Here is a 12,545-nt window from a genome sequence, read left to right on the forward strand (position 1 = left end):
AGCCTTAGCTGTCCAGGAAGCTCCGCAGCTTGCGCGACCGCGACGGGTGCTTGAGCTTGCGCAGCGCCTTGGCCTCGATCTGACGGATGCGTTCGCGGGTGACCGAGAACTGCTGGCCGACTTCTTCCAGGGTGTGGTCGGTGTTCATGCCGATGCCGAAACGCATGCGCAGCACGCGTTCCTCGCGCGGGGTCAGCGAGGCCAGCACGCGGGTGGTGGTTTCCCGCAGGTTGGACTGAATGGCCGCGTCGATGGGCAGGATGGCGTTCTTGTCTTCGATGAAGTCGCCCAGGTGGCTGTCTTCCTCGTCGCCGATCGGCGTTTCGAGGGAGATGGGCTCCTTGGCGATCTTCAGGACCTTGCGGACCTTTTCCAGCGGCATGGCCAGCTTTTCGGCCAGCTCTTCCGGGGTCGGCTCGCGGCCGATCTCGTGCAGCATCTGGCGGCTGGTGCGGACGATCTTGTTGATCGTCTCGATCATGTGCACCGGGATGCGGATGGTCCGCGCCTGGTCGGCGATCGAACGGGTGATGGCCTGACGGATCCACCAGGTGGCGTAGGTCGAGAACTTGTAGCCGCGGCGATATTCGAACTTATCGACGGCTTTCATCAGGCCGATATTGCCTTCCTGGATCAGGTCCAGGAACTGCAGGCCGCGGTTGGTGTACTTCTTGGCGATGGAGATCACGAGGCGCAGATTGGCCTCGACCATTTCCTTCTTGGCCTGACGGGCTTCGCGCTCGCCCTTCTGCACGGTCTGGACGATGCGGCGATAGTCGTCGATCGGCACGCCGGTCTCGGTGGCGAGCGCCGCGATCTCGCTGCGGATGTCGACGACCGAGGTCTGGTCGTTCTCGACGAACTTGGTCCAGCGCACGCCCATGGTCTTGACCTGGTCGCTCCAGGTCGGGTTCAGCTCGGAGCCGAAATAGGCCTTCAGGAATTCGCTGCGGCTGATGCCATAGCTGTCGGCCAGGCGCAGCAGGCGGCCTTCCAGGCCGATCAGGCGCTTGTTGATCGCGTAAAGCTGCTCGACCAGGGCCTCGATGCGGTTGTTGTTCAGCTTCAGCGTCTTCAGGTGCAGAATGATGGTCTGCGACAGGGCCTCATAAGCCTTGCGGTCGTTGTTGCTGAGGTCCTCGCCCTTCAGGCGGCTGCCGACCAGCTTGTCCTGCAGCTTGCGGAAGGTTTCGAACTCGCTGGCGATGGCGTCCAGGATGGCCATCACGCCTTCGCGCAGTTCGCCTTCCATGGCGCTGACGGTGGGGCCGGCGCCGTCGTCGAAATCGTCCTCGTCGTCGCCTTCGGCTTCCGGCTTGGGCGCGGCTTCGTCATCGACGGGCTCGGCGGGTTCGGCTTCGGTGTCGTCGGTCGCGGGCTGGGCGGCGACGCCGTTGATGGCGGCGTAGGTGCCTTCAAGGTCGATCACTTCACGCAGCAGGATGCGGCCCGTGCCCAGTTCCTCGCGCCAGACCATGATGGCTTCGAAGGTCAGGGCGCTTTCGCACAGACCCCGGATCATGGTGTCGCGACCGGCTTCGATCCGCTTGGCGATGGCGATTTCGCCCTCGCGCGACAGCAGCTCCACCGAGCCCATTTCGCGCAGATACATGCGCACGGGGTCGTCGGTGCGGTCATAGGCCGACGGCTTGTCGGAGGTGATGACCTGCTGGTTGTCTTCGCGGGCGACGACTTCGCCGCCCTCGTTGGTCTCGGCGTCTTCTTCGGCCTCGACGACATTGACGCCCATCTCGCTGAGCATGGCCAGCGTGTCTTCGATGGCGTCGGGGCTGACTTCTTCCGAAGGCAGCACCTTGTTCAGCTCTTCCATCGTCACGAAGCCGCGGGCTTTCGCCTGCTTGATGAACTTCTTGACGCCGGCGTCGGTCAGGTCGAGGAGCGGACCGTCGCTGCCGGTGGACTCAGGCGCTTCCGTATCGGCCGAGGAATTGTTGCTCATCAAGGTCTCCGAAGTCGGCGCGGCATCCCCCGCGAGACGCGCGCCGAAAAAATTCTAGATCCGAAAAGGTCCCGCCCGCCTGGAGCCGCGCCGTCCTTCGGTGGTTTCCCAAAAAAATCTTGGCGTCAAAGCGCCGCATTGGGTCAGCGCTGAACGTTCGCCACGGAAGAGCGCTCCGCGAGAAACCTCTCGGCGGAGACACGGGCGTGTCAGCGCGGCCTTGTGCGTACGATCTTGACGATCCGCGACCACTTGGGATCCAGCGTCGGCGGCGAGGGTGACATCCTGTTTCGGTAAGGGCGCGCGCGATGCGACGGCGGCCCGCTCGATGTCAATCAGCTGCTTGGCAAATCCTTGAGTCGGCAAATGGCGGCGCGGAGGGGCGGAGTCAAGGGGGCGTGGCAGCTCTGCGGTCAACGGATTGCCGCAACAGCCGGCCTATTTTTCTAGTCATGCAATCTAGGGAAGAAAAATTGCAAAGGCACCCTATAGTCGCGCAGGTCTTGACGGCAACTAATTATTGTAGCTACATATTATGGAAATCGATTACGATCCAGACAAGCGATGGCTGACGCTTGAGCATCGAGCGCTCGACTTCGCACATGCGGGCCAAGTCTTCGAAGGCCCGACCGTCAGCGTGGAAGATGATCGGGTCGATTATGGAGAGGCTCGCTACCAGACCATCGGGTGTCTCGGGCCCAAGATCGTCATGGTGGTCTGGACGCCACGAGGCTCTGCGCGGCGGATTATTTCGATGAGAGAGTGTAATGGCCGGGAACGAAAAGCCTATCAAGACGCCGTGGGTTGACCATGACGACGCTCCGGAATGGACGGCTGACGTCTTCGAGCGTGCTGAGGTTCGCAACGGCGAGCAACTTGTGCGTCCGGCGAGCGGCACGCTGACCAAGCGGGGGCGTCCCAAACTCGACCAACCCAAGAAGCAGATCACCCTGCGCCTCGACCAGGACGTTATCGATCGGCTGCGCGCCGGCGGGCCGGGATGGCAGGGCAGGATCAACGACATTCTGAAGAAGGCCGTGGAGGCCTAACTCTCCCCCCGCCAGAACTCCAGATTGCTGATCTGGCGCTGGAGCACGCCGATGCGGGTGCGCAGGTCGCGGGTGGCGGTCAGGCTGCCGGCGGTGACGGGTTCGTGGCGCAGGGATTCCAGAGCCTGTTCGGAATTGGCGACTTCGATCACCGCCTCGTAGCACGCCGACCACAGGGCCCGGGCGCGATGCTGCTCCATGTTCGGGTCCAGGAACGGCGCGCCGGCCAGGGCCTGGGCGACGCGCTCAAGCTCGGCGATCTGCGGCGCAAAGCCCCTGCGGGCCAGGATCTCGCGGAACGGGGCGTCGTCGTGCATGTCGTCGACCAGGGCCTCGAACAGCTCCAGCGCCAGCGGCCGCAGGCGCGGATCGCCAAAGCCCACCCGCTCGATGGCCTCGTCATAGGGGCGGGCCCAGCCGGGGTGGTCGATGGCCGCCACGGCGATGGCGGCGTGGAAGGGATTGATGCGCTCGCCGATCAAGGCGCGGGCGATGCCGCGAATGCCGGGGTCTGGCGGCTCGCGCTTGCCGTTCTTCCATTGGCTGCGTGGGGTGAACGGCCGCCCACCGCCATAGGCCCCGCCATAGCCGCCGCCGTCATTGGGCGTGAAGGTCGTGCGTGGGAACAGGGCGTCCAGCCTGCCCAGCAGGTCGTCCTTATAGGCCTGGGCCAGGTCTTTGTCGGCGATGCTGGCGGCGGCGGCGCGCAGACGCTGTTTCAGGCCCGCCTTGCGCTCGGGGGTGTCCAGCGGCTCCAGATCCCGTTCGCGGGTGAACAACTGCTCGACAAAGGGCGTGGTGTTGGAGACCTGGGCCTTGAGCGCCGCCGGGCCCTGTTCGCGTAGTACGTCGTCGGGGTCCTTGCCGCCGGTCACCAGCGAGAAGCGGAACGAGCGCCCGGGCTTCAGCAGGGGCAGGGCGCGGTCCATGGCCCGGCTGGCGGCGCGCTGGCCGGCCTTGTCGCCGTCGAAGCACAGGGTGGGCTCGGGATGCAGGCGCCACAGCACCTCCATCTGCTCCTCGGTCATGGCCGTGCCCATGGCCGCCACGGCCGCGACGCCGGCCCGGTGGCAGGCGATGACGTCCATATAGCCTTCCACCACCACCAGCGGATTGGTCTCGGTGGGGGCGGCGGCCTGGGCCGCGTGCAGGATCTTGCGGGCTTCATACAGGCCGTACAGCAGCCGGCCCTTGTGGAAGAGGCTGGTCTCGGGGCCGTTCAGATATTTGGCCCGCGCGGCGGGATCCATGGCCCGGCCGCCGAACGAGACGACCTTGCCGCGCGTGTCGGTGATCGGAAAGATGATCCGGTCGCGGAACCGGTCATAGGGCGCGCCGCCGTCTTCCGGGGCGATCAGTACCCCGGCCTCGACCAGATCGCCCGGCTGGGCGCCCTTGGCGATCAGATAGTCCTTCAGCCCCGTGCGGTTGTTGGGCGCAAAGCCGATGTGGAAGCGGCTCCACTCGCTCTCGGGCAGGCCGCGACGTTCCAGATAGGCGCGGGCGGCCTGGCCCACCGGGCGGCGCAGCTCGCTCTCGAACCAGGCGGCGGCCAGCTCCATCCAGTCGCCCAGGCCCTGGCGCTTCTTGTCTTCCTGGGCGGCGCGGACATCGGGCTCGGGCAGCACCATGCCCGCTTCCGAGGCCAGCCGCTCGACCGCCTCGGTGAAGGTCAGCCGCTCGGTTTCCTGCAGGTAGCTGATGATGTCGCCGTGCTTGCCGCTGGAGAAGCAGTGATAGAAGCCCTTGTCGTCATTGACGAAGAACGACGGGCTCTTCTCCTTGGTGAAGGGCGACAGCCCCGCATATTCGCGCCCCTGCCGCCGCAGCTTCACCGATTTCCCGATCACGTCGGAAGGGCGAAGGCGGGACTTCAGTTCTTCAAGAAAGCGGTCGTCGAAGCGCATGGCGGGTGTCGTCTAGCATAGGCCATGGCCGGCTGCGGCGCATCAAGCGATCATCGGCGGGCGCCGACCGTTCAGCCCTGGCCGACGGTGAGGGCCACGCTGCCGCGCTTGTGGCCCTGTTCGACACAGGCATGGGCCTCGGCGGCATTTTCCAGCGGATAGACCCGGTCGATGACGGGCTGGAATTCCCCGGCCTCGGCCAGATGGGCCAGAAACTCCAGGTCCCGCAGTGTGACCTTGGCAACCCCGCCGACCTGGCGGATGCCGCTGGAGCGCGGCGGCCCCCCCAGCCCCAGGGTCTGACCCAGGCTGCCCTGAACGACCAGCAACCGGCCGCCGGGCCGCAGCAGATGGCTGCAGCGGGCGAAGGGCGCTGTGCCGGTCGTGTCGAGAATGAGGTCATAGGTGCGGTCCGAGGCGGCGAAATCCCGGGTCCGATAGTCGATCACGGCCTGGGCCCCAAGGCTGCGGACCAGACTCTCATTGGCGGCGCTGCAGACGGCCGTGATCCGGGCTCCGAAATAACGGGCCAGCTGGACTGCGGCTGAGCCCACGCAGCCGGACGCGCCGACGATCAGAACCCGCTCGCCTCGCTGCAGCGCCCCCTTGTCGCGCAGGAAGGCCAGGGCGGTTGTACCGCCGAAGCAGAGGGCGGCGGCGGTCTCGAAGCTGAGGTTGGCGGGCTTGTGGCTGATCAGGTCGTGCTCGCCCAGCACCCGGTATTCGGCGTGGCAGCCGAAGCGGGCTCCGGTGAAGGCAAAGACCGGTTCGCCGGCCTTGAACCGCGTCACCGCCTTGCCCGTGGCCACCACCTCGCCGGCCAGCTCCGTGCCCAGGATCGGGTTGCGCGGCGCGATCAGGCCGAAGGCCGGACGCGCCAGGGGCCCGAACCCCGGCGGCATGGTCAGGCTGCGGGCTCGCCAGTCGGCCGAGCTGACCGTCGTCGCCCGGATGCGGACCAGGACCTCGTTGTCGCGGGGTGTCGGCATCGGCGCCTCTCCAAGGCGGACCACGCCGGGCGGTCCATAGGTGCGGCAGAGGGCGGCTTTCATGCGGGCAGGTCCTGTCGGTCGGGGGTGCCAGCAGGTTTTAGGCTCTATGATTCTGCATGGGTATTGTGGTTTCTGACGGAATTGCTATGCATTTTCGCATGGATTGGCGGGCTGTAAAATTCGACTGGAACCGGGCGCGGGCCTTTCTAATCACCGCCGAGGAGGGCTCGCTGTCTGCGGCGGCGCGGGCCCTGGGCATGGCCCAGCCGACCCTGGGGCGACAGGTCGAGGCCCTGCAGGAGGAACTCGGCGTTGTCCTGTTCGAGCGGGTCGGACGCGGCCTGACCCTGACGCCGAGCGGCCTTGAGTTGCTGGATCATGTCCGGGACATGGGCGAGGCGGCCGGCCGGGTATCGCTGGCGGCGGCGGGGCAGTCCCAGTCGGTGCAGGGCAAGGTCGTCCTGGCGGCCAGCGAGGTCCATGCGGCCTTCATCCTGCCGGGCTTTCTAGCCAAGCTGCGACAGAGCCATCCGGGGATCGAGGTCGAGATCGTGGTCTCCAGCCGCGCCAGCGACCTGCGGCGGCGAGAGGCCGATATTGCCATCCGTAATTTCCGCCCGGTCGAGCCGGACCTGGTGGCCACCAAGATCCGCGACGTGCCTGCCCGGCTCTACGCCTCCCCGGCCTATCTCGAGCGCCTGGGCACGCCGCGCCTGCCCTATGACCTACGCGACGCCGACTTCATCAGCATCGACGGCTCGGGAATGTTCCTGAAGGGCCTGGTCGCCATGGGCCTGCCCCTGACCGAGCGCAACTTCCCGGTCCTGACCGAGAGCTATCTGGTCATGTGGGAACTGGTGAAGCAGGGCGTAGGGATCGGCATCCTCGACGGCTCGATCGGCGACGCCGAGCCCAGGGTGGCCCGGGCCCTGCCAGACCTGGAACCGCTGATGTTCCCCATCTGGCTGGTGGCGCACCGCGAGCTCAACAAGAGCCGCCGGTTCCGGATCGTCTTCGATCTGCTGGCGGCGGAACTCAGGGCGCGCGGGGGATCGGAGGCGGGCTGATCGCGATCCGCAGGGCCAGGCCGAACAGGAGGATCAGGATCGGCAGCCACAACATCCGCTCGGCCGCCGAGGGGGTGACGATATGGACGGCGATCCCGACCGCCATATAGGCGCAGACCGGCCAGATGAGCCATCGGGGACCCCATTGGGTCCGCAGGCCGCTGGCGCCCAGGCCGATCCGGACCATGGCCAGCAGCAGGATGATCGAGACGACGGGGATGAACCGGATCTTCAGCGGAAGAGCGCCCGACCACTGTCCGCCGAGTGTCAGATGACCCCAGGGCGCGCCCAGGATGAGCGCAACCTGGAACAGGATTGCAATGCTCATGACAATGGCGAAGGCTAATCCGGTCCACTTCATTTCGGCCCGCGCTCCTGCAGTTTCCAGCTCGCCCCTGACGTGCCATCAGCAGGTGCGCCAGAATGCTCCGTACCACGCGGTTGGAGCGCTATTGGATCCGAATTCACAAGCTGCGGGAAGCAATCTCGCCTGAGAAGCCCGATCCAGGCCGGTGCGGCAGACCCCTGGGCGCCGGAAGGCCGCCACGCCGCCGAAGCCAGAAAAACAGGGACGACGGGGTTCCAGACGCCCTTGTAGCTAGATCTCCTGCCGGAAGGTCATCACCAGCACGTCGCGCAGGGCGGGGCAGGCGGGGTCCTCAGGGCGGATCGGGGTGACGCCGTGCAGCACCCGAAGGTCGTCCAGCAGCACCATGTCGGCCGGGACGGTCAGGGTGAAACTGCCCAGGGACTTGCCGCCAGGCGCATAGATGTTGGTGACGCCGCTCAGCACATTGACGCGGTCGACCAGCATGACGATCACCCAGTCCACCCCGTCGCGATGCGCGCCCTCGGGCGTGGGCAGGCCAGCCTCGCCGGCCCGGGCCTCGATGCGAAACTGGTGCAGTTCCACATGCCAGGACGCGGGCGGCTGCGGCGTGATCGGATGGAAGATCGCAAGCCCCTGCGAGATCACCGCGCGGGTGACCGGATGGTCGGCGATGGCGTCGGTCACCGGCTCGAACCAGCGCTGCACCCCGCCGTTCAGGGCGTTGTAGTCGCGGCTCTGATAGTGCGGCTGATGCGGCTTGCGGACCACGCTTTCAGGCGTCGCGGCGAAGGCGGCGAAGCGGCGTTTCCGGTAGCGTCCGCCGTCGGCCATGAAGCCGTCCAGGCCCAGATCGTTCCAGCTGTCGGCGAAGCCGGCCCAGTCGGTCCGGGCGGCGGGCCCCAGCAGGGCGCGGGTCTCTTCGGCGGGTGAACGCGCATAGCCCTGAGCGGTCAGGGCCTGGCGCAGGGTTTCGGCGCTCAAGCCGCCGCCCCCGGCCGGAACGACAGGCCGCGCTTCAGGGTGTGGGCGATGCGTTCGGCCTTGGCGCCGACCAGGGCCGCGCGCGGCGCGTCGAACAGCTCGGCGCAGGTCAGGTGAAACAGGCCCAGCCACGGGGTGAACAGGCCTTCGGTCAGGCCCTCGACCCGCTGGTGCACAGCCATGGGCGAGCCCTTGTAGCCGCCGTCGCCGCGCAGCACCCCGGCCCAGAACCGCTTCAGCGTCGCCAGATGCTCGGGCCAGCCGTCATCGCCAACGGCCTTCTGGAAGATCGGGCCCAGGCGGTGGTGCTGCTGGACCTTGGCGTAGAAGGTCTCGACCAGGGCGTCGATCTCGGCGTCGGTGAAGGGCGCGGGCTGCAGAGTCATGGCCGTTACATGGTGTGGGTTGCCCGCAAGCCAAACCATGCGGTGAATCAAATTGGGTATGTTCCCCAGCTTGACCGTTTCGGCGCTCCGGCGCACGTCTCGCCCATGATCAAGCTGCCGCCCCTGAAGCCCGATTCCGACCAGATGCTGCACCTGGACGCCCTGCGCATCGTCGGGGCGGTGATGATCGTGGTGTTCCACTTCAACCGCTTCATCAATCTGGACGGTCACTGGCAACTGGCCGACGACACGATCAAGACCTTCAGCCTGATCGTCGACCTGTTCTTCGTGATCAGCGGCTATGTGATGGCGGCCATCTATACCGGCCGCCTGACCACCCTGGGCAAGTACGGCGACTTTCTGAAGAAGCGGGTGGCGCGGCTGGGGCCGCTGCACTGGGCCACCATGCTGGTGTTCATCGCCGTGGCCGCCGCCGGCGCGGCGGGCTGGATCCAGGACCGCGATCCCCGGCGCTATGACGCCGCCTGCATCGTGCCCAACATCCTGTTCATCCACGCCTGGGGCGTTTGCAAATCCCAGACCTGGAACTTCGTCAGTTGGGCGATCAGCGCCGAGATGGGGATGTATATCGCCCTGCCGCTGCTGTTCTGGATCACCGCCCGGGGCCGCTGGGTGACCGGCGGGCTGGCGATCCTGAGCCTCGTGATCCTGCTGCAGACGCCGCATGGCGACCGACCGTTCCACCAGTGGACCTGGGATTTTGGCGTGCTGCGCGCCGTGCCCGGCTTCCTGATCGGCATGCTGGGCTTCCAGATCCGCCCGCTGCTGGCCAAACTGCCCTATCCGAACCTTGTGATGTGGGGCCTGCTGGCCGCCTTCCTGATCGCCTCGCCGCTGAAGGTTCCGCGCGATGTGCTGCTGCTGGTCATGTACGCCGTCGGCCTGGCCGGGATCGCCGCTGACGCCGCCGGACCGGTGGGACCTGTGACCCGCCGTCTGGCGCCCTGGGCCCAGCTCAGCTTCACCCTCTATATGCTGCACCCCATCGCCTTGAAGATGGGCCTGGCCTGGGTGGGGCTTGGGATGTGGAACCTGAACGGCGACCTGATGCGGCTGTGGGTTTTGTTCTGGATCGTGGCCCTGTTCCCGCTGGCCTATCTGTCGCTGATCCTGTTCGAGCGCCCGGCGCGTGACTGGATCGCGGGGCTCAGCTGGCGGAAATCTGATCGATCCAATCCGGAAGCGCACTGATCGCGTCCAGCTCGGCATAGCGCGGGTGATCGGCCGGCGCCTGGGCCGCTTCATGCGCCCAGACCAGCGGATAGGGGATCAGCGCGCCCCAGGACCCGGCCTCCAGCGCGGGCAGGATGTCCGAGCGCATCGAGTTGCCGGCCATTACCGCCTTATGGGCGCCGGTGCCATGACGGTCGAACACCCGGCGATAGGTGTCCGCGTCCTTTTCCGAGACGATCTCGACGGCCGCGAACAGGTCGCCCAGCCCCGATGAGGCCAGCTTCTGTTCCTGGTGCAGCAGGTCGCCCTTGGTGATCAGGATCAGGCGATAGCGCTCCGACAGCCGGGCCAGGGCGTGCTCGACGCCGGGCAGGGGCTCGACCGGCTCGGTCAGCATCTCGCGGCCGGCGGCCAGGATCTCGCGGATCACCCGGGTCGAGACCTCGCCATGGGTCAGCTCCATGGCCGTCTCGATCATCGACAGGGTGAAACCCTTGGCCCCGTAGCCATAGAGCCGCAGGTTGCGCTTCTCGGTCGCCGCCAGCTGGGCCTCGATATGCGCCTGGTCGCCATGCTCGGACAGCAGGTCGACGAACCGCTGATGGGTCAGGCGAAACAGGCTCTCGCAGTGCCAGAGGGTGTCATCGGCGTCGACGCCGACGGTGGTGATGGCGGTAGGGGGCGCTTGCATGTTCTTCCCGTCGCCGGATCGCCGGCGAGCGTCAAGACGCTTGCGGCGGCAGGCCCGCCGATCACCGCCCTTGCATCCGGCCTGATCGCTGTTCAGGTTGGTCGCAAAGATCATAAGCCGGGGAGGCGACCATGGCGTTCGGCGACTATCAGAACGAGATCTATTTCGGCGGCCTGATGCGCGGCGTGAAGCCGACCCTGCCGGTGGACTTCAAGACCCTCGAGGCCCGGGCCCGCGCGGCCCTGCCGCCCTCGACCCTGTCCTATGTCCAGGGCGGCTGCGGCGACGAGTTCACCCAGGACCACAACGCCGAGGCCTTCAAGCGCTGGGGCCTGATCCCGCGGATGATGGTCGACTGCACCACCCGCGACCTGTCCATCGACCTGTTCGGGATCAAGCTGCCCAGCCCGATCTTCATGGCCCCCATCGGGGTGATCGGCCTGTGCGCCCAGGACGGCCATGGCGATATCGCCACCGCCAAGGCGTCCGCCGCGACCGGCGTGCCGATGGTGGCCTCGACCCTGATGAACGATCCTATGGAGCAGGTCGCCGCCGCTCTGGGCGACACGCCGGGCTTCTTCCAGCTCTATACGCCCAGGGACAAGGACGTGGCCGAAAGCCTGGTGCGCCGGGCCGAGGCCTCGGGCTTCAAGGCCATTGTCGTGACCCTGGACACCTGGGTGACCGGCTGGCGGCCGCGTGATCTGAACGAGGCCAATTTCCCGCAGCTGCGCGGCCACGCCCTGGCCAACTATATGTCCGACCCGGCCTTCCGCGCCCTGCTGGCCAAGCCGCCGGAGGAGGATCCCCAGGCCGCCGTGGCCCAGTGGGGCCGCACCTTCGGCAAGAACCTGACTTGGGCCGACCTGCCGTGGCTGCGGTCGATGACCAAGCTGCCGCTGATCCTCAAGGGCATCTGCCATCCGGATGATGCGCGGCGAGCCATCGATGGCGGGGTGGACGGGCTCTATTGCTCAAACCACGGCGGCAGGCAGGCCAATGGCGGGCTGGCGGCGATCGACATGCTCAAGGGCGTGGTCGACGCCGCGGGTTCGACGCCGGTGATGTTCGATTCCGGGGTGCGGTCGGGCAGCGACGTGGTCAAGGCCCTGGCCTTGGGCGCGGCGGCGGTGGGCGTGGGTCGGCCCTATGCCTATGGCTTGGCGCTGGAAGGCGTGGCGGGCGTCGTCCACGTCCTGCGCAGCATTCTGGCGGAGGCCGATCTTCTGATGGCTGTCGACGGCTATCCGACCCTGGCCGACCTGCGCGCGGCGGGCCTGGTCAGGAGCTAGAAGGCCTAGAACGACTGGATGAAAAAGATCGTGGCGCTGATCGGCAGGGCGGCGACAAGCATCAGGCGCAGCGCTGTTTCACCCAGGCTCAGCAGGCTGGTCGTCGAGCCTTCCGTGGTGATGAGGCGGGCGGCGCTGAGGGTCGTCATCGGTCTGCTCCTTGGAAGCTCTATTCATGAGCCCCAAGGCGTTAACGCCGCATAATCTTGAAAGGATGCCAGGCCGCGACAACTTGTCCATGGGTGGGCCTGGCTCGCGGTTTCAGGGCGCCGCCCAGGACGGTCCCGGCTCGGGCGAGCGCTGGCTGGCGCAGGCTGCGTGGGCCTTGACCACTCTGCGCAGCGAGGCTGGGAAGCGATGCAGCTTGTCATCAGGCCGGATCGGTCGGGCCACCAGGTCGCCGCCGCAATTGGGGCAGGTCCCGAAGAATCGCGTGTCGGCGCAGTCGGCGCAAAAGGTGCACTCGAAGGTGCAGATCCGCGCCTCCTCGCTGGAAGGCGGCAGGTCGCGGTCGCAGCACTCACAATTGGGGCGCAGTTCCAGCACGGGCCGTTCTCCCTGACGTCAATGTGGTGAGCCTTGCACCATAAGGGGTTGAGGCTTGTTCCGACGAGGGGGCTCCTTCGCATATCACGGGAATGTGGCGGCGGGCCCGGACCCCCGTGATCAGAGGGGTTGACCCCCCTCCTTGCACC

14 protein-coding genes are annotated in these 12,545 nt (G+C 66.8%); 5 read left to right on the forward strand and 9 right to left on the reverse strand.

Translation table 11 applies throughout. The annotated features are described in order from the left end of the window. Positions 1 to 4: 4 nt before the first annotated feature. A complete protein-coding gene (rpoD, locus tag ACW176_RS09930) occupies positions 5 to 1,960 on the reverse strand; it encodes an RNA polymerase sigma factor RpoD (RefSeq protein WP_492058143.1) in 1,956 nt (651 codons plus the stop codon). Between the two features lie 535 nt (positions 1,961 to 2,495). Between rpoD and ACW176_RS09935 the strand changes: the two genes are divergently transcribed. Together ACW176_RS09935 and ACW176_RS09940 are read left to right on the forward strand one after the other, a co-directional pair. Further along, entirely contained in the window at positions 2,496 to 2,768 is a 273-nt protein-coding gene (locus ACW176_RS09935; RefSeq protein WP_492058142.1) for a BrnT family toxin, read from the forward strand. Continuing rightward, positions 2,728 to 3,009 (forward strand): BrnA antitoxin family protein, encoded by a 282-nt coding sequence (locus ACW176_RS09940; protein WP_492111844.1) that lies wholly within the window; start codon positions 2,728 to 2,730, stop codon positions 3,007 to 3,009. The genes ACW176_RS09935 and ACW176_RS09940 overlap by 41 nt, the downstream gene beginning before the upstream one ends. On the opposite strand, the gene dnaG is transcribed toward ACW176_RS09940, so the two are convergent. Then, positions 3,006 to 4,916, reverse strand: coding sequence for a DNA primase (gene dnaG / locus ACW176_RS09945; protein WP_492111845.1), 1,911 nt, complete (start codon positions 4,914 to 4,916; stop codon positions 3,006 to 3,008). The genes ACW176_RS09940 and dnaG overlap by 4 nt on opposite strands. A gap of 71 nt (positions 4,917 to 4,987) precedes the next feature. Then, positions 4,988 to 5,968, reverse strand: coding sequence for an NAD(P)-dependent alcohol dehydrogenase (locus ACW176_RS09950; protein ID WP_492111846.1), 981 nt, complete (start codon positions 5,966 to 5,968; stop codon positions 4,988 to 4,990). Positions 5,969 to 6,054: 86 nt separating this feature from the next. Here ACW176_RS09950 and ACW176_RS09955 point away from each other — a divergent pair, with 86 nt between their 5' ends. Then, entirely contained in the window at positions 6,055 to 6,975 is a 921-nt protein-coding gene (locus ACW176_RS09955; RefSeq protein WP_492111847.1) for a LysR family transcriptional regulator, read from the forward strand. Here ACW176_RS09955 and ACW176_RS09960 read toward each other — a convergent pair. From ACW176_RS09960 to ACW176_RS09970, 3 genes are all read right to left on the reverse strand, one after another. After that, positions 6,944 to 7,336 (reverse strand): hypothetical protein, encoded by a 393-nt coding sequence (locus tag ACW176_RS09960; protein ID WP_492111848.1) that lies wholly within the window; start codon positions 7,334 to 7,336, stop codon positions 6,944 to 6,946. The genes ACW176_RS09955 and ACW176_RS09960 overlap by 32 nt on opposite strands. 237 nt (positions 7,337 to 7,573) lie before the next feature. Beyond that, on the reverse strand, positions 7,574 to 8,287 hold the full coding sequence (locus ACW176_RS09965; protein WP_492111849.1) for a 2OG-Fe dioxygenase family protein: 714 nt from the start codon (positions 8,285 to 8,287) through the stop codon (positions 7,574 to 7,576). Next, positions 8,284 to 8,673, reverse strand: a complete 390-nt coding sequence (locus ACW176_RS09970; RefSeq protein ID WP_492058138.1) for a group III truncated hemoglobin — start codon at positions 8,671 to 8,673, stop codon at positions 8,284 to 8,286. The genes ACW176_RS09965 and ACW176_RS09970 overlap by 4 nt, the downstream gene beginning before the upstream one ends. A gap of 105 nt (positions 8,674 to 8,778) precedes the next feature. On the opposite strand from ACW176_RS09970, the gene ACW176_RS09975 reads away from it, so the two are divergent. Continuing rightward, complete coding sequence (locus tag ACW176_RS09975) at positions 8,779 to 9,885, forward strand: acyltransferase family protein (protein WP_492111850.1); 1,107 nt, start codon at positions 8,779 to 8,781, stop codon at positions 9,883 to 9,885. On the opposite strand, the gene ACW176_RS09980 is transcribed toward ACW176_RS09975, so the two are convergent. After that, positions 9,842 to 10,558: an HAD family hydrolase gene (locus tag ACW176_RS09980; RefSeq protein ID WP_492111851.1), complete on the reverse strand. Its 717-nt coding sequence runs from the start codon at positions 10,556 to 10,558 to the stop codon at positions 9,842 to 9,844. The two genes, ACW176_RS09975 and ACW176_RS09980, sit on opposite strands and share 44 nt — an antisense overlap. A 131-nt stretch (positions 10,559 to 10,689) precedes the next feature. Here ACW176_RS09980 and ACW176_RS09985 point away from each other — a divergent pair, with 131 nt between their 5' ends. After that, complete coding sequence (locus ACW176_RS09985; RefSeq protein ID WP_492111852.1) at positions 10,690 to 11,850, forward strand: alpha-hydroxy-acid oxidizing protein; 1,161 nt, start codon at positions 10,690 to 10,692, stop codon at positions 11,848 to 11,850. Positions 11,851 to 11,855: 5 nt separating this feature from the next. Here the strand turns inward: ACW176_RS09985 and ACW176_RS09990 are convergent, their stop codons facing one another. Both ACW176_RS09990 and ACW176_RS09995 read right to left on the reverse strand, forming a co-directional pair. Next, positions 11,856 to 11,999 carry a hypothetical protein gene (locus ACW176_RS09990; RefSeq protein WP_419320215.1) on the reverse strand — a complete coding sequence of 48 codons (144 nt, stop codon included), beginning with the start codon at positions 11,997 to 11,999 and terminating at the stop codon, positions 11,856 to 11,858. A 112-nt stretch (positions 12,000 to 12,111) separates the two neighbouring features. Beyond that, a complete protein-coding gene (locus tag ACW176_RS09995) occupies positions 12,112 to 12,396 on the reverse strand; it encodes a DUF1272 domain-containing protein (RefSeq protein ID WP_492111853.1) in 285 nt (94 codons plus the stop codon). Between the last annotated feature and the right edge of the window lie 149 nt (positions 12,397 to 12,545).

It is taken from the genome of Caulobacter sp. FV1ye13L (assembly GCF_058681155.1).

What these genes read in the sequence shown, in the direction of transcription:
- rpoD (WP_492058143.1), bottom strand. Translation starts at nt 1,960, where the DNA reads ATGAGCAACAATTCCTCGGCCGATACGGAAGCGCCTGAGTCCACCGGC.
- ACW176_RS09980 (WP_492111851.1), bottom strand. Translation starts at nt 10,558, where the DNA reads ATGCAAGCGCCCCCTACCGCCATCACCACCGTCGGCGTCGACGCCGAT.
- ACW176_RS09935 (WP_492058142.1), top strand. Translation starts at nt 2,496, where the DNA reads ATGGAAATCGATTACGATCCAGACAAGCGATGGCTGACGCTTGAGCAT.
- ACW176_RS09950 (WP_492111846.1), bottom strand. Translation starts at nt 5,968, where the DNA reads ATGAAAGCCGCCCTCTGCCGCACCTATGGACCGCCCGGCGTGGTCCGC.
- ACW176_RS09940 (WP_492111844.1), top strand. Translation starts at nt 2,728, where the DNA reads ATGGCCGGGAACGAAAAGCCTATCAAGACGCCGTGGGTTGACCATGAC.
- ACW176_RS09985 (WP_492111852.1), top strand. Translation starts at nt 10,690, where the DNA reads ATGGCGTTCGGCGACTATCAGAACGAGATCTATTTCGGCGGCCTGATG.
- ACW176_RS09990 (WP_419320215.1), bottom strand. Translation starts at nt 11,999, where the DNA reads ATGACGACCCTCAGCGCCGCCCGCCTCATCACCACGGAAGGCTCGACG.
- ACW176_RS09955 (WP_492111847.1), top strand. Translation starts at nt 6,055, where the DNA reads ATGCATTTTCGCATGGATTGGCGGGCTGTAAAATTCGACTGGAACCGG.
- ACW176_RS09960 (WP_492111848.1), bottom strand. Translation starts at nt 7,336, where the DNA reads ATGAAGTGGACCGGATTAGCCTTCGCCATTGTCATGAGCATTGCAATC.
- dnaG (WP_492111845.1), bottom strand. Translation starts at nt 4,916, where the DNA reads ATGCGCTTCGACGACCGCTTTCTTGAAGAACTGAAGTCCCGCCTTCGC.
- ACW176_RS09975 (WP_492111850.1), top strand. Translation starts at nt 8,779, where the DNA reads ATGATCAAGCTGCCGCCCCTGAAGCCCGATTCCGACCAGATGCTGCAC.
- ACW176_RS09970 (WP_492058138.1), bottom strand. Translation starts at nt 8,673, where the DNA reads ATGACTCTGCAGCCCGCGCCCTTCACCGACGCCGAGATCGACGCCCTG.